This is a genomic window from Streptomyces sp. NRRL F-5126, from assembly GCF_000721265.1.
GTDB lineage: Bacteria > Actinomycetota > Actinomycetes > Streptomycetales > Streptomycetaceae > Streptomyces.
This window is the reverse complement of sequence record NZ_JOFZ01000001.1, coordinates 373,307-394,086: the sequence shown is the minus strand read 5'-3', so window position 1 is coordinate 394,086 and position 20,780 is coordinate 373,307. Positions and strand designations below refer to the sequence as shown.

Sequence of the window (20,780 nt, the reverse complement as noted above, 5' to 3'; positions counted from 1 at the left end):
TTTGCCGGGGCCAGTGACACCGCCCGAGGAGGTGAGACCCATGAACGTTGTATCGACGTGGGTGCTCCCCGTTCCCGTCACGGCCTGGCGACTGTCATAGGTGTCGCCGGGAGCGCCTGACAACACGGCACTCCCGAAAGGCACCTCCTATGGACTTCGACGTCATCATTGCCGGGTGCGGCCCGGCCGGCGCGATGCTGGCCGCCGAGCTGCGGTTGCACGGCGTACGGGTACTCGTCCTGGACGCGGAAACCGAGCCCGCGTCCTTCGTCCGCGTCGTCGGACTGCACATCCGCAGCATCGAGCTGATGGCCATGCGCGGGCTCCTCGACAGCCTCCTCGAACACGGCAGGCGCCGCCCGGCCGGTGGCTTCTTCGCCGCCATCGACAAACCCGCGCCCACCGGACTCGACACCGCGCACGCCTACCTGCTGGGCATCCCGCAGCCGGTCGTCGTCCGCCTGCTCGAAGAGCACGCGACCCGACTGGGCGCGGACGTTCGGCGCGGTTGTGCGGTGGCCGGGTTCGAGCAGGACGACGAGGGTGTGAGCGTCGAGACGAGTAATCCGGGCGAGCGGCTGCGTGCCCGCTACCTCGTCGGGTGCGACGGCGCGCGCAGCACGGTGCGCAAGCTGCTCGGCGTCGGCTTCCCCGGCGAGCCCTCGCGCAACGAGACGCTGATGGGCGAGATGGAAGTGGGCGTGCCGGGCGCTGAGGTCGCCGCCAGGGTGGCCGAGGTGCGTGAGACACACAAGGCCTTCAGTATCCGGCCCTTCCCCGGCGGGGCCCACCGCGTCGTGGTCCCCGTCCCTGGCCACGTCGGCGACAGCACGCAGCCGCCCACTCTCGAAGAGTTCAGGCGACGGCTCATCGCCGTCGCCGGTACCGACTTCGGCGTGCACTCCCCGCGCTGGCTGTCCCGCTTCGGGGACGCCACCCGTCTCGCCGAGCGCTACCGCGTCGGCCGGGTCCTGCTGGCCGGTGACGCGGCGCACATCCATCCGCCCACCGGCGGGCAGGGCCTCAACCTGGGCGTCCAGGACGCCTTCAACCTTGGCTGGAAACTCGCCGCACAGGTTCGCGGCTGGGCGCCGGAGACGCTGCTCGACACCTACCAGGCCGAACGCCACCCCGTAGCCGCGGAGGTGCTCGACAACACCCGAGCCCAGATGGAACTGCTGTCCCCGGAGCCGGGTCCGCGGGCCGTGCGCAGGCTGCTCACCGAGCTGATGGACCTCGACGAGGTGAACCGCCGCCTGATCGAGAAGATCACCGCGATCGACATCCGCTACGACTTCGGCGAGGGCCCCGGCCCCGAGCCGCTCGGTCGCCGTATGCGCGACATCGACGTGGCCCAGGGCCGCCACCTCTACGATCTGCTGCACCACGGCCGCGGCCTGCTGCTCGACCGCACCGGGCGCCTGACCGCCGCCGGCTGGTCGGACCGCGTCGACCACCTCGCGGATCCCGACGCGGCCCTGGACGTCCCCTGCGCCCTGCTGCGGCCCGACGGCCACGTCGCCTGGGTGGGCGACGACCAGCGCGACCTGGACGCGCGCCTCGCCCGCTGGTTCGGCGCGCCCGGCAGCCGTGCGTGAGCGGTCGGTCGCTTTCCGTCGGTCATGTGCTCGCGGGTTCGACGACACGGCACGGTTGTCGGTGGGATGCGTCAGAATTGAGGGCAGGGCCGCAACGAATCCACAAGGGGCACGTATGTCCGGACTGATCGACACCACGGAGATGTATCTCCGCACCATCCTCGAACTGGAAGAGGAAGGCGTTGTCCCCATGCGCGCCCGCATCGCCGAGCGGCTCGATCAGAGCGGCCCGACGGTCAGCCAGACGGTGGCGCGGATGGAGCGCGACGGCCTGGTGCAGGTCGCGGGCGACCGCCACCTTGAGCTGACGGACGAGGGCCGCATGCTCGCCACGCGCGTCATGCGCAAGCACCGGCTCGCGGAATGCCTGCTCGTGGACGTGATCGGCCTGGAGTGGGAGCAGGTGCACGCGGAGGCCTGCCGGTGGGAACACGTGATGAGCGAGGCCGTCGAGCGCCGTGTGCTCGACTTGCTGCGGCATCCGACGGAATCGCCGTACGGCAACCCGATCCCGGGCCTCGACGAGCTGGGCGAGGCGTCCGAGGTGGATCCGTTCCTGGACGCGGGGCTTGTCAGCCTCGCGGATCTCGACGCGGGCGGGGACGGCAAGACCGTCATCGTGCGGCGGATCGGGGAGCCGATCCAGACGGACGCGCAGCTCATGTACACGCTGCGGCGCGCGGGCGTGCAGCCCGGGTCCGTGGTGAGCGTGACGGAGTCGCCGGCGGGCGTGCTCGTCGGCAGTAGCGGGGAGGCGGCCGAGCTGGGGGCCGAGGTCGCCTCGCACGTGTTCGTGGCCAAGCGCTGATCCCGTCCGGCCTGAGCGGGCCGGGCGAACAGGGGGCTGGTGCGGTGGGGGGTGGGGGCGTGTGGGGCCTATCGGCGACGGCGCCGGCGGCGGGCCGCGTGGGCGGCCGCCGGCGGGTCGTGCCGCGCGCCGGCCCACCAAGAGGGCCGTGAACAGAGTGGAGGCCCCGGTGCTGAGCGGCACCGGGGCCCGTCCTCCCCTTTGCTGACCCGGAGCCCCGAGCTCCCAGGGTCAATCCCCTCGGACCGTCATCCCCGAGCGGTCCGCCTCCCGGTCAAAGATCTCCCCAGGCGTCCGACGGTCAACCCTGTGAGGTGGTCACTCGAATGAGCGATGTTCCGTGCGAGACGCGCGTGTTCGAATACGAGTTCGATAAGATCGGGCCAGAACCAACAGAGGTTCGACCGCGTCCGCGATGAGTGTGGCAGTGCCACGCACACGGCGGGGGCGAAAGCCGCGAATGCCCACCGAACGGCGCTCCGTACCTGATCCCGACCACCTCAGGACCGGCCGGCCGACGCCACAGAACCGATTCCTCCGATCCCTCCCATCGCTCCGACTGCTTCGACCAGGCAGACGGCAGGCGAGGCCGAGCAGGCCGAACAGACCGAAGACACGCAGAACCGAAGGGGGTGCCAGGTCGCATGCCGGAGCAGTACGCGCAGCACGCGGTACGGCGGACCGAAGTGACGGGCGCCGATGGCCTACGTCTCGCAGCCTGGGAGTACGGGTGCGGAAGCGGCCGCGGGGGCGGCGTTGACGGTGCGGGCGGCGTGGGAGCCCCCGCCGCCCCCGCCGCCCCCGCCGCCGGTGAGTCGGGCGTGCTGCTGCTCCACGGGCTGATGGGGCGCGCGTCCCACTGGTCGGGCACGGCGCGCTGGCTGGCCGAGGGGCACCGCGTGGTCGCCTTCGACCAGCGCGGGCACGGCGAGAGCGAGCGCCCGGCGGACGGCCTGCTGACGCGCGAGGCGTACGTGGCGGACGCCGAGGCCGTGATCGAGGCGCTCGGGCTTGCGCCGGTCACGCTGATCGGCCACGCGATGGGCGCGCTGACGGCCTGGCAGCTGGCCGCGAGGCGGCCGGATCTCGTGCGCGCCCTGGTCGTCTTCGACATGCGGGCGTCCGCGCTCGGCGCGGCGTCGCAGCGGGAGTGGGAGGACTGGTTCAGCAGCTGGCCGCTGCCGTTCCCCTCGCTCGGCGCGGCCCGACGCTGGTTCGCCGAGGAGGACGCATGGCTGGGGGGCGTCCGGGTCCCGGCGCGCGGGGACTTCCACGCGGACATGCTGCGGCGCGCCGACGACGGCTGGCGGCCGGTCTTCTCCCGCCGCCAGATGCTGCGCACGCGCGAGGCGTGGGTGCTCGACGCGCACTGGGAGGAGCTGGCGCAGGTCCGCTGCCCGACGCTGGTGGTGCGCGGGATCGACGGGGAGCTGGGGCGGGCGGAGGCGATGGAGATGGTGCGGGTGCTGCCGCACGGCGCGTACGCGGAGATCCCCGACGCGGGCCACCTGGTGCACTACGCGGACCCGGCGGCCTGGCGCGCGGCGACGGAACCGTTCCTCAACGGCGTACTCACCGCCTGACACCGCCTGACAGGGCCCGGTGGCCCTGAGTCCCGGACTGCCGGGCCGGGCCCGGCCGGGCATGTGCGGTCCGTGCGCCTTCCCGCCACGGAACGTGGACGAAGGACGGCGGCCCGGGCCGGGCGGCCCGCACGGACCGAACGGACCGCACGGACCGCACCAGGCTCAAGGCCTCAGCCCTTGCTGACCGCCGCCAGGATCTCCGGCAGCCTGTCCGCCAGCGGCCGCGCGGCCGTGCGCAGGCCCGCCCAGGCGATCAGGACCCCGTACACCGTGCCCACCGGCAGCAGCAGCCACGTCCACGCGTTGTGGCCCGCCAGGTGCAGCCACAGCGTGAGGCCGAGGACCGGGGCGCCCACGAGCGCCGCCGCCGGCATCCCGCCCAGCAGGGACATCGTCGCCAGGCTCGTCTGGCCCGGGGCGACGTTCTTGCGGCTCTCCTGCGGGATCGAGTAGGGCAGCCGGGCCGAGGTGACGGCGCCCGCGGCGACCAGCGCGCCGAGCAGCGCCCAGGACAGGCCGAGGACTTCCGGCAGCCGGTGCCACTGGTGCGTCAGGGCCGCCATCACCACGCTGACCAGCGCCGAGTAGGGCAGCGTCACGAGCAGCAGCGCCAGCGCGCGTGAGCGCAGTTCCAGGTAGGCGTCACGCCTCGACGAGATGGACATGGCCACCATCCAGAACGCGGAGCCGTCCTGGCCGAACTGGTTGTACATCATCGTGCCGAGCATGCCCGCGGCGAAGCAGCCGAAGTAGATCGTGCTCGCGCCCTCCAGCGCGTTGAACACCGGCACGATCAGCCCGATCGCCAGCGACGTCACGAGCGCCGCCTTCGTCTTCGGCTCGCGTACGAGGTAGCGCAGCGTGCGCAGCATCGCCGTGCTCGTCCTGCCCTCGGGCAGCAGCGACGCACGGCCGGCGGCGCGGCGGCGCCGCTTGGGCTCGGCCGCGGAGATCGTCGAACTGTCCGGCGCGGTCATCAGCTTCACCAGTGACCGCTGCCACATGACGAGGACCGCCACGAGCAGCGCGACCGCGAGCAGCAGCTGGCCCGCCATGGCCCCGTACGCGCCGTCGCCCGCCGACTGCACGGCGCCGAACGCGGAGGCGGGCGGGATCCAGCGCACCACGTGCGCGGTCGGGTCGAGCGAGGACAGTCCTGACGACTTGCCGATGCGCTGCAGTACGAAGTTGACGACCTGGATGCCGACCGCGATCACCAGGCCGCTGAGCACGGCGAGGTCGCGGCCCTTGCGCGACGTCAGCAGGCGGGTGTTGGCGGCGGCTATCGCCCGCGCGAGGCCGACGCACGTCAGCAGCGAGACGACGACGGCCACCACCGAGACGACCGCGGCCGCCGCGCCGTGGGCCGTCGCGACGGCGGCGCCCGCCAGGAGGCAGAGCGAGAACACCGGACCCATGCCGACGAGCGACGTGACCAGCAGCGCGCGCGTGAGCGGCCCGGGGCGCAGCGGGAGCATCGCGAGGCGTGTGGTGTCGAGCGTCTCGTCGCCGCTGGGGAAGAAGAGCGGCATCACCGCCCACGCGATGGCCAGCAGCATCGTGATGAGGACGACGGGCGCCGCCGCGTCGTCCACGCCGCGCAGCGCGGCGAGCCCGACGAGCACGCCCGCGGACAGCAGCACGACGAGCACCAGCGATGTCACCCACACCACCGTCCTGCCGGACGACTGGCGCAGGCCGTTGCGCAGGAGGGCGAGCTTGAGCCGTACGAAGGTGGGCGTGAGCGCGCCCTTGGCCACGGGCGCGTGCGTGGAGCCGGCCGGGGGCGTGTACGTGCCGGTCGTCATCGCGTGCCACCGCCGAGCCAGTCCAGCGAGTCGCCGGCGGCGCGGCCCTGCGCGCCGACCAGTTCGAGGAAGGCGTTCTGCAGGGACGGCGCGGACCCGCGCACCTCGTCCAGCGTGCCCTGGGCGCGGATCCGGCCGGCCGCCATGACCGCGACCCAGTCGCACAGCGACTCCACCAGCTCCATCACATGGCTGGAGAAGACCACCGTCGCGCCGGAACCCGTGTACCTGACCAGGACCTCGCGGATGGTCTGCGCGGAGACGGGGTCGACGCCCTCGAACGGCTCGTCGAGGAAGAGGACCTCGGGGTTGTGCAGCAGCGCGGCGGCGAGGCCGATCTTCTTGCGCATGCCCGTCGAGTAGTCGACGACGAGCTTGTCGCGCGCGCCCGTCAGGCCCAGCACGTCGATCAGCTGATCGGCGCGCTTGTCGACCTCGGCGCCCGGCAGCCCGCGCAGCCTGCCCGTGTAGGCGAGCAGTTCGCTGCCCGAGAGGCGCTCGAAGAGTCGCAGGCCCTCGGGCAGGACCCCGATGCGGGCCTTCACCTCCGCCGGGTCGCGCCACACGTCGTGCCCGGCGACCGTCACCCGGCCCTGGTCGGGCCTGAGCAGCCCGGTGATCATGGAAAGCGTCGTGGTCTTGCCCGCGCCGTTGGGCCCGACGAGGCCGATGAACTGTCCTGCGGGCAGCGTGAGGTCGACGCCGGCGACGGCGACGTGGTCGCCGAAGCGCTTCCACAGCCCCTCGACGCGCACCGCGTCCCCGCGCCCGCCCCGCGCCGCCGATGGGCGTCGGGCCTCCGGCCCCGGACCGCTCGGCCCCTGACCCGGTGCGGCGCCGTACGTCCCCGGCGACTGTGCGGCCTGCCCCTGCGTCCACGGGGCGCCTTCGGGCGCCCGCGCGCCCTGTCTCGGCGCCGCGTCATACGTCCCCGGCTGCCGCGTTTGCGCGTGCGCCCGTGCACGCGCCTGCGGCTCCGGCCGTACTCGGCCCTCGGCGGGCGGCTGCTCCGGCGGCCCGGCCGCTTCCCGCGCGCGGGGGCCGCCCTCGGGCGCCCGGTCCTGCGGTGTCCCGGGCGCCACCGAGCCCGTCGGCCGCCGAGTCTCTGGCCCGGCGCCACCCGGCCCACGGCCCGGCGCGGCGCCGTCCGCCCCCGGCGACGGCTGACCTGCCGGGCGGTCGGCCGCCTCCCGCGGCAGCGGGCCACGCGGCTGGTCGGGCCGCTGCCGCCCCTCCCGCGGACCCTCCGGGCCCCGCGGCTCTCCGCTCTCCGGCCGTGCCTGGTCCGGCATCCTGCTGCACCTCTCCCCGTGCGTCGCCCCCGTGAACGGGCCCAGCGTATGCACCGGGCACGCTCCTGGCATCGGCCCGCGGTGGGAGAAGCGGGTGGAGAGCGGGTGGAGGCGTGCCCGGTGCGCCAGGCTCGCGAACCAGGCTACGGGCGGTCTACGACATTCGTGCCTCTTGTCCACAGGCATACGCGAGCGGGCTGATCATCTCATCGGCGTCCGGCAGCCAGCGGTTGGCCCGGGTGGGCCTGCGCGCCCACTGGACCGCGCCCATCCCGCCGATCCGCGTCGGCGGCGCAGCCACGTAGTGGCCCTCGCCGCGCGACACCAGGTCGATCGCCGTCGGCGACCAGCCGAGGGCACGCACGAGTCCGGCCGCCTTCGCGGCGCCGCCGGGCAGCACGAAGAAGAGCATCCTGCGGTCGGGCGTGCGCACGACCGGGCCGAGCGGCAGCTCCATGCGCTCCATGCGCGCGAGTGCCAGGAAACCCGCCGACTCCGGCACGTCCAGCACGTCGAACGCGCGCCCCGTCGGCAGCAGCACCGAGGCCATCGGCTGCCGCGCCCAGAGCCTGCGCGCCGTGGCGCCGCTGCCGGTCGCCTCCGTCGCCCAGCCGTCGCCCGCCGGGTGCGCGCCGGGGGCAGTGCACTCCGGCTGCCCGCAGGAGCAGGTCTCCGCGCCGCCTGCCGCCTCCAGCCAGGTCCCTGGGAAAACGTCCCAGTGGCGTTCCTCCGTGTACATCACGGCGCTGTCGAGGGGGAGTTGCGTGCGCTGACCGGGGATCCTGGCGGCGTCCTTGACACCGATGCTCTCTTCCACGAACAGCACAACTCCCGCCGCCACGCCGGGTTACGGCACCGGACCGTCACGGCGTGCGCCCCCGCTCGCGAAAGGGCCGGATCCGGCATCCGGGGCGCACCGGTGCACTGCCGGGGGCGCGCGCGAGGCCGCGCCGCCGTGGCGGGTAGCCCTCTGCGGGGACTGGACGCGCGGCCGGGACGGAGGCAGCCGGGGGCGGGCGGTCCCGGGCGCACCGGTCGGCGCCAGCGTCCCAGGCGGCGCCTCCGACACACCCGGTGAACAGCGCGAACGTCATCAATAACGCTGAACTTCCGCATTCTCCGCATATCCGCAGGGCAGTGTCACGGAGATGATCACTGCGGGCACAGGAGGTATTCATTGGCAGCCAGACCTCTCGTCGCGCGCCAGCCGAACGAACGGCTTCAGGCGCTGATCCAGGAAGCGGCGTGCTCCAACGCCGGGCTCGCCCGGCGCGTCAACATGGTCGGCCACGAACGCGGCCTCGACCTGCGGTACGACAAGACGTCCGTGGCGCGGTGGCTGCGCGGCCAGCAGCCGCGGGGGCGCGCGCCCGCCATCGTCGCCGAGGCGCTCGGGCGCAAGCTCGGCCGTACGGTCACGATCGACGAGATCGGCATGGCCAACGGCAAGCACCTCGCGTCGGGCGTGGGACTGCAGTTCGCACCCACGGTCGTCGGCGCGATCGAGCAGGTCTGCGAGTTGTGGCGCAGCGATGTCGGCCGCCGCGACTTCCTGGCCGGGTCGTCCGTCGCGTCGTCGGCGCTCGTCGAGCCCAGCAGGGACTGGCTGATCACCGGCGCCGACGCGGCAGTCGAGCGGTCGTCGGGTGCGCGCGTCGGCCACGCTGACGTGGACGCGGTCGTGGCCATGACGGCGGCGCTCAACGATCTCGACCACCGTTTCGGCAGCGGACACGTGCGTCCCGTCGTCGTGCACTACCTCAACAGCGTCGTGTCGGGGCTGCTGGCGGGGTCGTATCCGGACGCGGTCGGCAGACGCCTGTTCGCGGCCGTCGCGCGCCTGACCGAACTCGCCGGGTACATGGCCGTCGACACGGGACAGCCGGGCCTCGCGCAGCGCTACTACATCCAGGCGCTGCGGCTGGCGCAGGCGTCGGGCGACCGCGGCTACGGCGGGTACGTGCTGGCGGCGTCGATGAGCCATCTCGCCGCGCAGCTCGGCAACCCGCGCGAGATCACCCAGCTCGCCAGGGCGGCGCAGGAGGGCGCACGGGGGCACGTGCCGGAGCGCGCGCTCGCGATGTTCTACGCGGCGGAGGCGAGAGGGCACGCGCTCATGGGCGACGCGCACCTCTGTCAAGAGGTCGCGAACAGGGCGCAGACCGCGCTCGACAGGGCGGGTGACGACCCGGCGGACGATCCCGACTGGATCGCCCACTTCGACCAGGCCTACCTGGCGGACGAGTTGGCGCACTGCTACCGCGACCTCGGCCGCCCCCAGGCGGCGGCGCAGCACGCGCGTGACGCGCTCGAAGGCCATCCGGAAACGCGCGCGCGGCGCAGGGCCATCGGCCTCGTGGTGCTCGCGGCGGCGCAGGTCCAGCAGCGCGAGGTGGAAGAGGCGTGCAGGACGGGCGCGCAGGCGGCCGAACTCCTCGGCACCCTGCGCTCCAGCCGCGGCACGGAGTACCTGGAGGACCTCAGGCTGCGTCTTGAGCCGTACGGGAGCGAGCCGGTGGTGCGGGAGTTCGCCGCGGAGACGGAGGTGCATGTCGCGTGAGGTGCGGGCGGCCGGGGAGGGCCGCCATCTCACCGGGGGGAGCGGCGGGGGACGTTCGTCACGTGAGGCGGAGCCCGTGGCAGAGCCCTGGATTCACCCGGTAGCGTGAGCCGACGGTTCCGAAGGTCCACACGTTCCACACGTAGGAGTCCTGGTGACGCACGGCGGGCAAGGGGATGAACGGGTCGCGCCCGGAGGCGAGCAGCCGTGGGCGCAGCCCTGGCACGCGTCCGGCGACGACCCGAACGGCCCGCAGCAGGGCCAGAGCGGCGGCCAGGGGCGGCACGGCAGGCATGCCCAGCCGTCGTACGGCGACGCCGCGGGCGGCGAACCGTACGGGGGAGGCGGCCAGTCCTTCCAGGGCAGGCTCTACGAGAGCCCGTCCTACCCGCAGGAGTCCGACGCGTCCGACCCGTCGCAGCTTTCCCAGGCGTCCTACGGGTACGGCGTTGCGCAGCCCCTGCCCGCGGAGAGCCCCGCGCCAGGGAGCGCGGACGCGACGCGGTTCCTGCCGCCCGTGCCCGGCGCCGGCGTCCCGATGCCGCCGGGCGGCGACTCGGCGGCCACGCAGTTCATACCGCCGTTCCCGCAGCAGGACCCGACCGCCCATCAGCCGATCCCCCAGCCGGGCTTCCCGCAGCCCGAGCCCCAGCAGCCGGGCCCGCAGCACCCGGACGCGCAGGCGACGCAGTTCATCGCGCCCGTGCCGCCGCAGGACCCGCACACGCCGCCGCCCGGCGGCGCCTACGGAGCGGCCCCCGGCGGCGAGGAGCCGCCCAGGCAGCCGCCCGCGGAGTTCGACAACCTCTTCCGCAACGGCAACGGCGGGCCCGCGTCCGGCGGACGCATAGGCCAGGCGAGGCAGGTCAGCCTCGCCGCACCCCAGAACACCGACGCCACGCAGCACTTGCCGCAGTTCGACGGCTACGACTCCGCGGGCGTCCAGCCCCCCGCCCACCAGCAGTCGTCCGGCTACGGATACCCCCAGCCCCCCGCCTACCAGCAGACATCCGGCTACGGCTATCCCCAGCCCTCCGGCTACGACACGCCGCCGCCCGGCGGCCAGGGCGGCTACCAGGGCGATTTCCGCGACGGCGGCGGCAGCAGACCTGGCCGCAAGAAGTCGCCCGCGATCCTCATCGGGGCAGGCGTCGCCGTGGTCGCCGTGGTGGGCTTCGGCGTCGGCGCGCTGCTGAGCGGCGGCGGCGGAGACGGGAAGAAGGGCGACGCGACGGTCGCCGCCGACTCCTCCGCGTCGGCGGGGGACGGCAAGTCGGCCCCTGCCGACCCGGCGCAGCCCCAGGCCAAGGCGCTCGACCAGCTCCTCGCCGACAGCAACGACAGCCGTGAGGCCGTGATCGGCGCCGTCGGCGACATCAAGACGTGCAAGAACCTGGACGGCGCGGCATCCGACCTGCACGACGCGGCGAAGCAGCGCCGCGGCCTGGCGGACCGGCTCGACAAGCTCGCGATCGACAAGCTCCCGAACCACGACCAGCTGGCGTCCGCCCTCAAGGCCGGGTGGAAGGCGTCGGCCGCCGCCGACGACCACTACGCGACGTGGGGCCAGCAGGCCAAGAGCCACAAGGTGTGCAAGCACGGCAGCGCGCGCAGGACCTCGGCGGAGGCCCAGGGCGACAGGTCGAGCGGCGAGGCGACGACGGCGAAGAAGCGCGCCGCCAAGCTGTGGAACGCCATCGCGACGAAGTACGGCCTCAAGCAGCGCTCGGCCGCCGACCTCTAGCGCGCAGGAGCAAGCCGGGCGCCGGCGCCCTCAGCGCTCCAGCAGACCCGACGCCCACCCGGCGACGAGCGCGCAGAGCACCGGGACCACGAACAGGGCCACACCCAGCGGCCAAGGGAACGGCCCACGCAGCCGCTTCACCTGGCGCGGCGTGAACGCCTTGTCCACCGCCGCCTTCGTCCTGCGCGTCGACAGCGGCGTGAAGGTGCTGATCAGCACGAACAGCACCTCGCGCCACCGCAGCCGCTCCTCGCCGTGCACGGGGAGCGTCCATGACGACACCCACCCTCGAAACGGCAGCAGCGCCAGCACGGCGCCCCACACGAACCCTGCGCCGCCGGCGAACGCCTCGGACCACGGGACCTGCGCACCGAACCGCAGGACCAGCACGAGCGCGGCGAGCACCGGCAGTGACAACGCCGGTATCCACCGCTCACCGCGTACGGGAAGCCAGCGCAGCAGCACGCACGTGAGCACCACGTTCGGCACCAGCGCGATGGCGACCCACAGGATGATCGGCATCTCAACCCCCCTTGCACCAAGGCCCTCAGGCCCGCTTCCGGTCAGTGGACGAGGAACGCCACGCCGACGATGACGGGCACGAGAGTGCCGAGGAAGACCCACGCGTACTTGTTGGCGTTCTCCTGTACGGCCACCGCCTTGCCCTCCTGGCGCAGGGCGATCTGCCGCCTCATCCACGGCAGGTAGATCAGTATCGTGATCGCCCCGCTGAGCATCGCCAGCGTGTACAGGTACGACGCCTCGCGTGCCGAGTCCCCCTGCGTCAGGGTGCGGCCGAGCGCGGTGGCGAGGCCGCCGAGAGGGGGCAGTACCAGCGCGTACAACCGTTTGCGCCACGTCTGGCACAGGGCGCCGATCACCGCTCCCATAGCCAGCCCGGACAGGATGGCGAATATCCACCACCCCGTGTCGGACATATCGGGTGTCAGCATGTGCCCTTCCTTGCCTGGTCCGCACGGGAACCCGCGCGGACGGGAGAGATCGATCGGGCAGTGGGGCGGGACGGCGCGCGGCCGGCCCGCCCCACTGCCCTACCCGAGTACTACCAGGTGAGCCAGCCCACGACCGAGACGACCGTGTCGTGGACGGCGCCGGAGACCTTGGCGCCGACCGTCCGGGCCGCCTCCTTGCCGGCGAGCTTGCCGATCAGCGACGACTCGCCCATGAAGATCCCGCCGATGACGAACATGCCGAGTGCCGACTGGAACTGGTTGCTGTCCCAGCCGTACCCGATCCCGTTGAGGACGGCGCTCACCCCCTGGAGGCCCCAGGACACGCGTCCCACGGTGAGCCCGATGGCCTCCGCGATCGCGTCGGCGGGCGGCGGGAGGAACAGCCCGCCGACCTCTATCGCCACCCCGATCGAGCCCAGGATCGTGGACCAGTGCCCGGTGACCGACGCCCAGTCCTTGACGCTGCCGATGTCCTCGGGCCAGATCCCCCAGTCCACGTACCAGGGCTTGTCGTTGTCCGAGGTCTGCGACGGGTCGGTGCCGTCCGCCTGGTGCTGCTTGGCCGCCTCCGCGGCCTTCCTCGCCGCCTCGGCGGCCTCGGCCTTCGCCTTCTGCGTCGCGATCTTGCGGGCGTCGCTCGCGGCGGCGGCAGCGGCCTGCGCGTCCTTGCCCGCCTGAATGGCGGAGGCGCGCGCCGAGGCGGCCGAGGACTGCGCGCTCGCCGCGTACGAGACCGCCTGCTGGGCGGAGTTGGCCGCCTGGCGCGCCGAGTAGTTCGCGGAACGGGCGGCGTGCTGGGCGACCTTCGCCGCCGCCTTGGCGGTCGCGGCGGACTGCGCCGCGTCGGCCGCCGACTTGTCCGCGGCGTCCGCGTTGTCCTTGGCCTTCTGCGCGGAGTCGGCGGCGTCCTTCGCGTAACCCTGCGCCTTCGCCGCCCAGTCGGCCGCCTCCTGGGCGGCCTGGTTGGCCTCCGCGGCGGCCTTGGACGCCAGGGCGGCGTCCTGCTGCGCCGTCGCCGCGATCTTCGCCGCGTGTGCGATGGAGGCGCGGATGGCGGCGACGTGGGTGGCGTCGTCATGGTCGAGGCGGGCGATGTCGAACTGGTCGTGGACGATGAAGTTGCGCCGCATCCGCGCGGAGCTCTCCAGCACGATCTGCGCCGCCGACTTCATGTAGGCGCCGCCGGTGCCGAGCAGCCGGAAGACCTCGACGTGGTCGTCCTTCTTGATGGCGTCAAGGAGGTCGATGGTGAGGAACTGGTGCAGCGCCTGGGCGCTCCCGTCGTCCAGCGCCGCCTCCGCGCCCGCCTTCACGGACGCGCCGGGGTCGTTGCCGAGGAGCGCGAAAATCTTGACCCGGTTGTCCGTGGCGGCGGCCTCGATCGCGCCGGTATCGAGGAAGACGCGGGCGGCGTCGGGGTCGTCGCTCGCCAGCGCGTCGGCCGCGGCGGCGGCGACGGCGGGCGGCGAGACCTTCGCGACGGCCAGCACCGTCTCGCGGTCGTCCTGCTGCTGGGCGATGAGGCGGTCGGCCTGGAGCCAGTTGGCCATGTCCTGGTCCGCGCCCGCGAGGGCGAAGGCGGCGGCCTCGCGCGTCCAGGTGCCGGTCGAGTCGAGAAGCAGGACGGCGGCCTTGCGGCCGGTCGCGGCGGCCGTGGCGGTGTCGCCCGCCTGGAGCGCGGACTCGGCGGCGGCGAGGGCGTCCGTGATGTCCTGGGAGGTCTTCTCGGCCTGCGTGCGCTGCTTGTCGGCCTTCGCCGCGTCGTCGGTCTCCTCCTGCGCGAGGACGCGCGCGGCATCGACGCCGGACTCCGTGTCCTGGGCGATGCGGTCGGCGTCGGCCGCGCGCGCCGCCGTCTCCACGTCCACTGCCTCGTTGACGGCGTTCGTGGCCGTGTCGGCGGCCTCGACGGCGGCCTTGGCGTACGCGGTCGACCGCTTGGCGTACTCGACGGCCTCGCCCGCGTGCTTCGCGGCCTCGTCCGCCGCGTCAGCGGCGGCGTCCGCGTGGTCGGCCGCACTGTTGGCGGCGTCGCGCGCGACGCGTGCCGAGGAGGCGGCCTTGTTCGCGAGGGATTGCGCGGTGCCCGCCGCCCTGGTGGCGCGTGCCGCGGCCGCGTTCGCCTCGGCGGCGGCCTGACGGGCCTCCGCGGCCTCCGACTTGGCGACGCCGGCCGAGGACGCGGCGTCGGCCGCCGCGTTGGCGGCGGCCGCGGCGTTCTGCGCGGCGCTCGCCGCGGACGCGCCGGCGGAGGATGCCTGCTGGGACGCGGTGGCCGCGGCGTCGGCCGCCTTGGCCGCGGTGCGTGCACGGCTCGCGGCGTTGCGCGCGCCCTGAGCGGCCTGGCGGGCGGCGGACGCGGCGGACGCGTCCTTGGACGCGGCGATGGCGGCGCGGTACGCGCGGGACGCGGCACTGCCCGCCGAGGCGGCGGCAGCGGCGGCGGCCTGCGCCGCCCTCGCGGCACGGCTGGACGCGGCCTGCGCGGTGCGGGAGGCGGAGATCGCGGTGGACGCGGCACCCGCGGCGCCGCGTGCCGCGCTCGCCGCCGCCCGTGCGGCCCTGGCGGACTTCTCGACGTCGTCCTTGGCGGCCGCCGCCTCGGCGGCGGCCTTCTGGGCGGCGGCCTTGGCCTCGGCGGCGGCCTTCTTCGCCTCGTCGGACGCGGCGACGGCCTGGTCCGTCTTGAGCTTCGCCCTCTTGCCCTCGCGCTCCACGATCGCGACCAGCTGGTCGATCGTGGCGGTCTCCTCGTCGCGCGCACGGGCGATGTACTGCCCGGAGACGAGGAACTGCTGGATCGCCTCGGGCGATCCGTCGTCCAGGGCGCGCTGGGCGTACTTGGCGACCTCGGGCGACGCGGTGGACAGGATCGTGAAGACCGCGAGCTTCTCGTCCTTGTCCTCTTCCGTGTACTGGGTCTCCCGCAGGAACGTGCGCAGGGCCTCCATGGTGCCGGCGTCGAGCGCCTTGTTCGCCGCGCCCTGGACGGCGGTGCCGCTGTTGTTCAGCACCGTGAAAGTGGACAGGCGCAGGTCGTTCGTGACGGGGGTGCGGTACCCGTCGGCCAGGAAGGCGGCGATCGCGCTGTCCCCCGCGCTCAGCGCCGTACTCGCCGCGGCCTGGGTCGCGGTGCCCGCGTAGGGCAGTGAGGAGATGAGGGCGAAGCGGTTGTCCGTGGCCTTCGCCGAGGGGAGTTCGCTGGTGAGGAAGGTGGATACGGCGGCAGGTGAGCCGACCAGCGCGGCGGCGGCGGCCGCGCGGACGGACTGGCCGCCTGTCTGGTAGGCGAAGACGGCCTTGCCCCGATCGGTGTCGGGCAGGCCGAGGTCCGAGTCCCCTGCGGTGCCGTCGGCCCAGGCGGGTGCGGCGGTCATGGTGGCGATGGCGGGCAGGGCCGGGAGCGCGGCTCCCGCGGCGAGGACCTTGAGCAGCTTGCGTCTGTCCCACATTGGTGCTGACAAGAGGTGACCCTTTCCGTACGGATGCGAACGGTGCGGACACGCGAGCGGCGCCTCACCGTCCAAGGGAGAAATACGGCGGAGGCGCCGTTTCGATTCAGACCATACAGACGTTGTCCAGGGGCAAGAACGTGCAATTACCGGAGGTGGGCGGATTCTTGCCGCATTACCTGTACGTGGTCGGTTATTGAATCTTTATTTGCCCTTCACGTTATCTTCGCACTCGGACTTAACCTTTCCGCCATGTGAGATTCACCATAGTCAACTTGTAGCACTTTGCCCCGACTTGCCTCATTCCATTTGACTGGACACGGACGGAACCGTGAAGGTTTGATGCGACATCAGGTCGTGGGTGCTGGGGGGTGGCGCTCGGATTTGCAGACTCCGTGAAATCACGCAGCCCCCTGGGCGGAATTCCCGTGGGGCTCATGGCCATGCCCATTTTCGAGTGGGTTCATGTGGGGATTGGTTTCAACCGGAATCGAGCGTTGGGGCTGCAATGAAGAAACGTGGCAGAAACAAGCCGGGAAGAATGCGCCTCGTGGCGCGCACGCTGGGCGCCGCCCTGGCGGCCGGCGCACTCGCCTGGCTCGGGATGACGGGCGCGGCGGCGGGCGGCGGCGCGGCGACGGCGTCCGCCCACGGCGACGGCGCGCCGGTCAAGGCGGTAGCGGCGGACGCACCCGGCTACGCGGTGGAGGACTTCAACTACCCGCAGGCCGACAAGATCCTGGCGGAGAAGGGCATCGTCCTCAAGCGCGGCGACGGCCACATCACGCTGGCCGACTGCGCGAACGACACGGGTCAGCTCCAGTTCTACTCGCTCAAGAACGACGAGGTCTGCTTCAACGTCACCGGCGACTCGGGTTGGCTGACCCTGGAGCTCCCCTCGGTCTACGGCGTCGACGGCAACGACTACACGACGCAGGTCGACATGACCACGGACGGCGACAAGAAGACCTTCGACGTGCCGGCGAACGCGTGGACCCCGATCGGCCAGAGCGCCGACCCGGACGGGCGCGACTTCATGCTCGTCGAGATCAGGGCCCACAAGTGACCCCCGGCAGCAGCCTGTTGTGCCGCAAGCGGCGTCCCGTCGCCTTCCGCAGCCGTCCCGTTCCAGGAGCCACGTCATGAAACACACCAGCCATCGCCACCACGACAGACACACCGGGCACGGCAGACGCATGCGCCTCGGCGCGGCGGCCACCGCCGTGATCGCCGCCTCGTTCGCGCTGGGCACGGCGCCCGCCTCCGCCACCACCGGCGACCCGGTCACCGACACCGCGTTCGGCTACAGCGCGCAGGTCATCGTCGGCGACCACGACCGCGGCTGCTCCGCCGCCCTGGTCGACCCCGAGTGGCTGCTGACCGCCGCCAGCTGCTTCGCCGACGACCCGGCCACGAGCATCGCCGTCCCCGCGGGCAAGCCGAAGCTGAAGACGACCGCGACGATCGGGCGCACGGACCTGACGGGCAACGCCGGCGCGGTGCGCGACGTCGTGCAGCTCGTGCCGCGCACCGACCGCGACGTGGTCCTGGCCCGCCTGAACCGGCCGGTCACCAATGTCGCCCCCGTCGCCCTCGCGACCAGCGCCCCGACCGCGGGCGAGGACTTGCAGTTCGCCGGGTACGGGCGCAGCAAGACCGAGTGGGCGCCGCTGACCCTGCACTCGGGCACGTACACGGTCGACTCGTCCGACGCCACGACCGCCACCGTCACCGGCAAGGACGGCGTGGCCGCCTGCATGGGCGACACCGGCGGCCCCGTGGTCCGCACGTCGAACGGGACGCCGCAGCTCGCGGCCCTCACCAGCCGCTCCTACCAGGGCGGTTGCTTCGGCATCGACAGCACCGAGACCCGCACGGGCGGCGTCGCGGCCCGCGTCGACGACCTGGGCTCCTGGGTGGCCTCGACGGTGGGCGCCGTCCCCGTCGCCGACTTCAACTGCGACGGCGTCGAGGACGTCGCCGTCTCCGACCCGAAGGCCACCGTCGGCGGCGACGCCGGTGCCGGCCTGATCCGGATCGTCTACGGCGGCGGCAAGGGCACCCAGGAGATCAACCAGGACCTCGACTGGGTGGCCGGCGGCGGCGAGAAGAACGACTGGTTCGGCGAGGAGCTCGCGACCGTCGACTACGACGAGGACGGCTGCACCGACCTCGTCGTCGGCACCCCCTCGGAGGACCTGGGCAGTCTGGCGGACGCGGGCATGGTCGACATCCTGCACGGCGCCCCCGGCGGCCTCGGCACGGGAGCGACGAAGGACACCCACTTCGAGCAGGGCACGGGCAGCGGCTCCATCAAGGGGTCCACGAGCGAGGCGGGCGACCGCTTCGGCCAGGCACTCGCCGCCGGAACCAACGCGGCCGGCGAGCCGTACGTGGTGATCGGCGTGCCCGGCGAGTCCCTCGGCTCCGTCGCGGGCGCGGGCATGGTGCACTACGTGCACGGCGGCACCAGTGTCGGCATCGACCAGGACAGCACCGGTGTCGGCGGCGCCGTGGAGGCGGGTGACGGGTTCGGCGGCGTGGTCGCCGCGGACGCGAACCACATCGTCGTCTCGGCCCAGCACGACACCATCAGCGGGAGCAAGGACGCGGGCAACCTGGAGGTCTTCAAGCAGACACTCAACAGCGAGCACAAGCCGACCCCGATGTACGCCCTCTCCCAGGACTCGAGCGGGATCTCCGGAGGCACCGAGGTGGGCGACCTGTTCGGCGGGTCACTCGCCATGATCCCGTACCGCAAGCAGGGCCAGGCGGCGGCCGACGACTCGATCCTGGTGGTCGGCTCGCCCGGCGAGGCCCTCACCACGAGCGACGGCGTGGCCCATGCCGAGGCCGGCATGGTCGAGACGTTCGACATCACCGCGTCGGGCGGCTACAGCCAGCTCAACGTGTACACGCAGGGCACCAATGACGACGACGTGACCGGCGCCTCGGAGAAGGGCGACCACTTCGGCAAGACCGTCGCCGCCGTCAACACCGCGCCCCGCGCGGTGAGCACCGGCGCGACGCTCAAGCTGGCCATCGGCGAGCAGGACGAGGCCATCAACGTCAACGGCACCCCGGTGACCGGCTCCGGAGCCGTCTCCACCTTCTCGCTCCTCGGCGCCCCCGGCGCCAACGACCTGTGGTTGCAGGCCGGCAGCCACGGGCTGCCCGGCGCCCCCGGCACGAAGCAGTACCTGGGCGCGAGCATCCACTACACCGGCACCGCGCTCTACGTGGGCATGCCCTACGGCCCGTCCTCGTACGGCGCCGCCTACGCGCTGCCGCTGTCCAACGTGACCGCCGGGGGCGCGACGGCCCCGGTGACGTCGTACGAGCCCGGCAAGGGCGGCCTCCCGGCCGCGGGCACGTACTTCGGTTACGTCATGAGGTAAGCAGTGCACGCGGGCCCGCCGCTCCGGGTGTTCTCTCCCGGGCGGCGGGCCCGCGCGTGCGCGCCCGTCGGGCGGGCTCGAACGCCTGTGCCGGGGCCGGACGAGCCCGACGTACGATCGACAACCGTGCAGCAAGGTACCGAGAACCCTTCCCGTCGCGCCCGCCGCTCCTCCACCATGGGGGGCATGCCGCTGAATGACATGCCATGGTGGCGCTGGCGCAGCAACGTGCGCTCGGCGCTGCACATGCTTTCCGATCCGGTCTTCCACCAGGAGTGCTGGCTCGCGGGCCGCGAGGGGTACGGCGACGTGACCGACGCCGTCTACCGGCTCGTCGAGGACACGTGGCTGGACAACTGGTCCGCCGAGAAGTACGTCGGCACCATCTTCCGCGACTCGGGCGAGGCCGCCCTCGTGGACGTGGCCGTGCTGCGCGTCCTGCGGATCATGCACCAGGTCGGGCCTGACGCCCTGGTGTCCGCGTACGTGGAGCACCACGGCTGGCCCGAGGCGGTGCGCGCCGCGCGCGAGGCGCACGTACGCCTCGCGACGAACGACGGCGAGGACCCGGACACCCCGCCGAAGTCGCTCGACGTCCTGCGGATCATCACGCACGCGGTCTGACGGCTCAGCCGGCCCGGGCGGGTGTGGGATCCTCCCGGATATGAACGAGCCGACCGCATCCGCCGCCGCGAGCGCCCCGCGCGAGCAGTACGTCCTCACGCTGTCGTGCCCCGACAAGCAGGGCATCGTGCACGCCGTGTCCAGCTACCTGTTCATGACCGGCTGCAACATCGAGGACAGCAGGCAGTTCGGCGACCGCGACACGGGCCTGTTCTTCATGCGGGTGCACTTCTCCGCGGACGACGGCGCGGAGAGCGTGGAGAAGCTGCGCGCGAGCTTCGCCGCGATCGGCGACGCCTTCCGGATGGACTGGGAGATCCACCGGGCCGACGCCCGGACGCGGATCGTGCTGATGGTGAGCAGGTTCGGCCACTGCCTCAACGACCTGCTGTTCCGTGCGAGCATCGGCGCGCTGCCCGTGGACATCGCGGCCGTCGTCTCCAACCACCCCGACTTCCGCGACCTCGCCGGCTCGTACGGTGTGCCCTTCCACCACGTGCCCGTGACCAGGGACACCAAGGCGGAGGCCGAGCAGCGGCTGCTCGGCATCGTCCGCGACGAGGGCGTCGAACTGGTCGTGCTCGCGCGGTACATGCAGGTCATCTCCGACGACCTGTGCAAGCAGCTCAACGGGCGGATCATCAACATCCACCACTCGTTCCTGCCGAGCTTCAAGGGCGCGAAGCCGTACCACCAGGCGCACGCGCGCGGCGTGAAACTGATCGGCGCGACGGCGCACTACGTGACGGCCGAGCTCGACGAGGGCCCGATCATCGAGCAGGAGGTCGAGCGCGTCGGCCACGAGGTGACGCCCGAGCAGCTGGTGGCGCTCGGCCGGGACGTCGAGTGCCAGGCGCTCGCGCGCGCGGTCAAGTGGCACGCGGAGCACCGCATCCTGCTGAACGGCTCGCGCACCGTCGTCTTCGCCTGAACGCC

Annotated in this window: 15 protein-coding genes; 9 read left to right on the top strand and 6 right to left on the bottom strand. The window is 72.9% G+C overall.

Annotation, left to right across the window (positions count from 1 at the left end; translation table 11 throughout):
* The first annotated feature begins 149 nt into the window (after window positions 1–149).
* From rox to IH48_RS0101775, 3 genes are all read left to right on the top strand, one after another.
* Complete coding sequence (gene rox, locus IH48_RS0101785; RefSeq protein WP_037840775.1) at window positions 150–1,598, top strand: rifampin monooxygenase; 1,449 nt, start codon at window positions 150–152, stop codon at window positions 1,596–1,598.
* A 115-nt stretch (window positions 1,599–1,713) separates the two neighbouring features.
* A complete protein-coding gene (locus IH48_RS0101780; RefSeq protein WP_030898127.1) occupies window positions 1,714–2,406 on the top strand; it encodes a metal-dependent transcriptional regulator in 693 nt (230 codons plus the stop codon).
* A 644-nt stretch (window positions 2,407–3,050) separates the two neighbouring features.
* Window positions 3,051–3,989, top strand: a complete 939-nt coding sequence (locus tag IH48_RS0101775) for an alpha/beta fold hydrolase (protein ID WP_030898124.1) — start codon at window positions 3,051–3,053, stop codon at window positions 3,987–3,989.
* A 173-nt stretch (window positions 3,990–4,162) separates the two neighbouring features.
* Here the strand turns inward: IH48_RS0101775 and IH48_RS0101770 are convergent, their stop codons facing one another.
* The 3 genes from IH48_RS0101770 to IH48_RS0101760 all read right to left on the bottom strand — a co-directional run bounded on the left by IH48_RS0101770 (window position 4,163) and on the right by IH48_RS0101760 (window position 7,918).
* Window positions 4,163–5,800 carry a hypothetical protein gene (locus IH48_RS0101770; RefSeq protein ID WP_030898121.1) on the bottom strand — a complete coding sequence of 546 codons (1,638 nt, stop codon included), beginning with the start codon at window positions 5,798–5,800 and terminating at the stop codon, window positions 4,163–4,165.
* Window positions 5,797–6,555: an ABC transporter ATP-binding protein gene (locus IH48_RS0101765; protein ID WP_030898118.1), complete on the bottom strand. Its 759-nt coding sequence runs from the start codon at window positions 6,553–6,555 to the stop codon at window positions 5,797–5,799. The genes IH48_RS0101770 and IH48_RS0101765 overlap by 4 nt, the downstream gene beginning before the upstream one ends.
* Before the next feature lie 691 nt (window positions 6,556–7,246).
* The gene (locus IH48_RS0101760) at window positions 7,247–7,918 is read right to left on the bottom strand and encodes a bifunctional DNA primase/polymerase (RefSeq protein ID WP_030898116.1); all 672 of its coding nucleotides are present in this window, start codon (window positions 7,916–7,918) and stop codon (window positions 7,247–7,249) included.
* Window positions 7,919–8,269: 351 nt separating this feature from the next.
* Here IH48_RS0101760 and IH48_RS0101755 point away from each other — a divergent pair, with 351 nt between their 5' ends.
* Together IH48_RS0101755 and IH48_RS0101750 are read left to right on the top strand one after the other, a co-directional pair.
* On the top strand, window positions 8,270–9,652 hold the full coding sequence (locus IH48_RS0101755) for a hypothetical protein (RefSeq protein WP_030898113.1): 1,383 nt from the start codon (window positions 8,270–8,272) through the stop codon (window positions 9,650–9,652).
* 154 nt (window positions 9,653–9,806) lie between these two features.
* On the top strand, window positions 9,807–11,396 hold the full coding sequence (locus IH48_RS0101750; RefSeq protein ID WP_051838968.1) for a hypothetical protein: 1,590 nt from the start codon (window positions 9,807–9,809) through the stop codon (window positions 11,394–11,396).
* Window positions 11,397–11,426: 30 nt separating this feature from the next.
* Here IH48_RS0101750 and IH48_RS0101745 read toward each other — a convergent pair whose 3' ends face one another.
* The 3 genes from IH48_RS0101745 to IH48_RS0101735 all read right to left on the bottom strand — a co-directional run bounded on the left by IH48_RS0101745 (window position 11,427) and on the right by IH48_RS0101735 (window position 15,834).
* A complete protein-coding gene (locus IH48_RS0101745; RefSeq protein ID WP_030898109.1) occupies window positions 11,427–11,918 on the bottom strand; it encodes a hypothetical protein in 492 nt (163 codons plus the stop codon).
* Window positions 11,919–11,959: 41 nt separating this feature from the next.
* Entirely contained in the window at window positions 11,960–12,349 is a 390-nt protein-coding gene (locus IH48_RS0101740; RefSeq protein WP_158710221.1) for a hypothetical protein, read from the bottom strand.
* Between the two features lie 110 nt (window positions 12,350–12,459).
* Window positions 12,460–15,834, bottom strand: a complete 3,375-nt coding sequence (locus IH48_RS0101735; RefSeq protein WP_234434087.1) for an ALF repeat-containing protein — start codon at window positions 15,832–15,834, stop codon at window positions 12,460–12,462.
* Between the two features lie 529 nt (window positions 15,835–16,363).
* Here IH48_RS0101735 and IH48_RS0101730 point away from each other — a divergent pair.
* The 4 genes from IH48_RS0101730 to purU all read left to right on the top strand — a co-directional run bounded on the left by IH48_RS0101730 (window position 16,364) and on the right by purU (window position 20,775).
* Window positions 16,364–16,888: a hypothetical protein gene (locus IH48_RS0101730; RefSeq protein WP_030898100.1), complete on the top strand. Its 525-nt coding sequence runs from the start codon at window positions 16,364–16,366 to the stop codon at window positions 16,886–16,888.
* Window positions 16,889–16,964: 76 nt separating this feature from the next.
* Window positions 16,965–19,220, top strand: a complete 2,256-nt coding sequence (locus tag IH48_RS0101725; RefSeq protein ID WP_420705431.1) for a trypsin-like serine protease — start codon at window positions 16,965–16,967, stop codon at window positions 19,218–19,220.
* A gap of 177 nt (window positions 19,221–19,397) precedes the next feature.
* Window positions 19,398–19,844 (top strand): SCO4402 family protein, encoded by a 447-nt coding sequence (locus IH48_RS0101720; protein ID WP_030898097.1) that lies wholly within the window; start codon window positions 19,398–19,400, stop codon window positions 19,842–19,844.
* Window positions 19,845–19,884: 40 nt separating this feature from the next.
* Window positions 19,885–20,775 carry a formyltetrahydrofolate deformylase gene (gene purU, locus IH48_RS0101715; protein ID WP_030898094.1) on the top strand — a complete coding sequence of 297 codons (891 nt, stop codon included), beginning with the start codon at window positions 19,885–19,887 and terminating at the stop codon, window positions 20,773–20,775.
* The last annotated feature ends 5 nt before the right edge of the window (window positions 20,776–20,780 follow it).

Excerpts from the sequence above, each read along its gene's own strand:
- rox (WP_037840775.1), top strand. The coding sequence starts at position 150 with ATGGACTTCGACGTCATCATTGCCGGGTGCGGCCCGGCCGGCGCGATG.
- IH48_RS0101780 (WP_030898127.1), top strand. The coding sequence starts at position 1,714 with ATGTCCGGACTGATCGACACCACGGAGATGTATCTCCGCACCATCCTC.
- IH48_RS0101775 (WP_030898124.1), top strand. The coding sequence starts at position 3,051 with ATGCCGGAGCAGTACGCGCAGCACGCGGTACGGCGGACCGAAGTGACG.
- IH48_RS0101770 (WP_030898121.1), bottom strand. The coding sequence starts at position 5,800 with ATGACGACCGGCACGTACACGCCCCCGGCCGGCTCCACGCACGCGCCC.
- IH48_RS0101745 (WP_030898109.1), bottom strand. The coding sequence starts at position 11,918 with ATGCCGATCATCCTGTGGGTCGCCATCGCGCTGGTGCCGAACGTGGTG.
- IH48_RS0101740 (WP_158710221.1), bottom strand. The coding sequence starts at position 12,349 with ATGCTGACACCCGATATGTCCGACACGGGGTGGTGGATATTCGCCATC.
- IH48_RS0101730 (WP_030898100.1), top strand. The coding sequence starts at position 16,364 with ATGCGCCTCGTGGCGCGCACGCTGGGCGCCGCCCTGGCGGCCGGCGCA.
- IH48_RS0101725 (WP_420705431.1), top strand. The coding sequence starts at position 16,965 with ATGAAACACACCAGCCATCGCCACCACGACAGACACACCGGGCACGGC.
- IH48_RS0101720 (WP_030898097.1), top strand. The coding sequence starts at position 19,398 with ATGGGGGGCATGCCGCTGAATGACATGCCATGGTGGCGCTGGCGCAGC.
- purU (WP_030898094.1), top strand. The coding sequence starts at position 19,885 with ATGAACGAGCCGACCGCATCCGCCGCCGCGAGCGCCCCGCGCGAGCAG.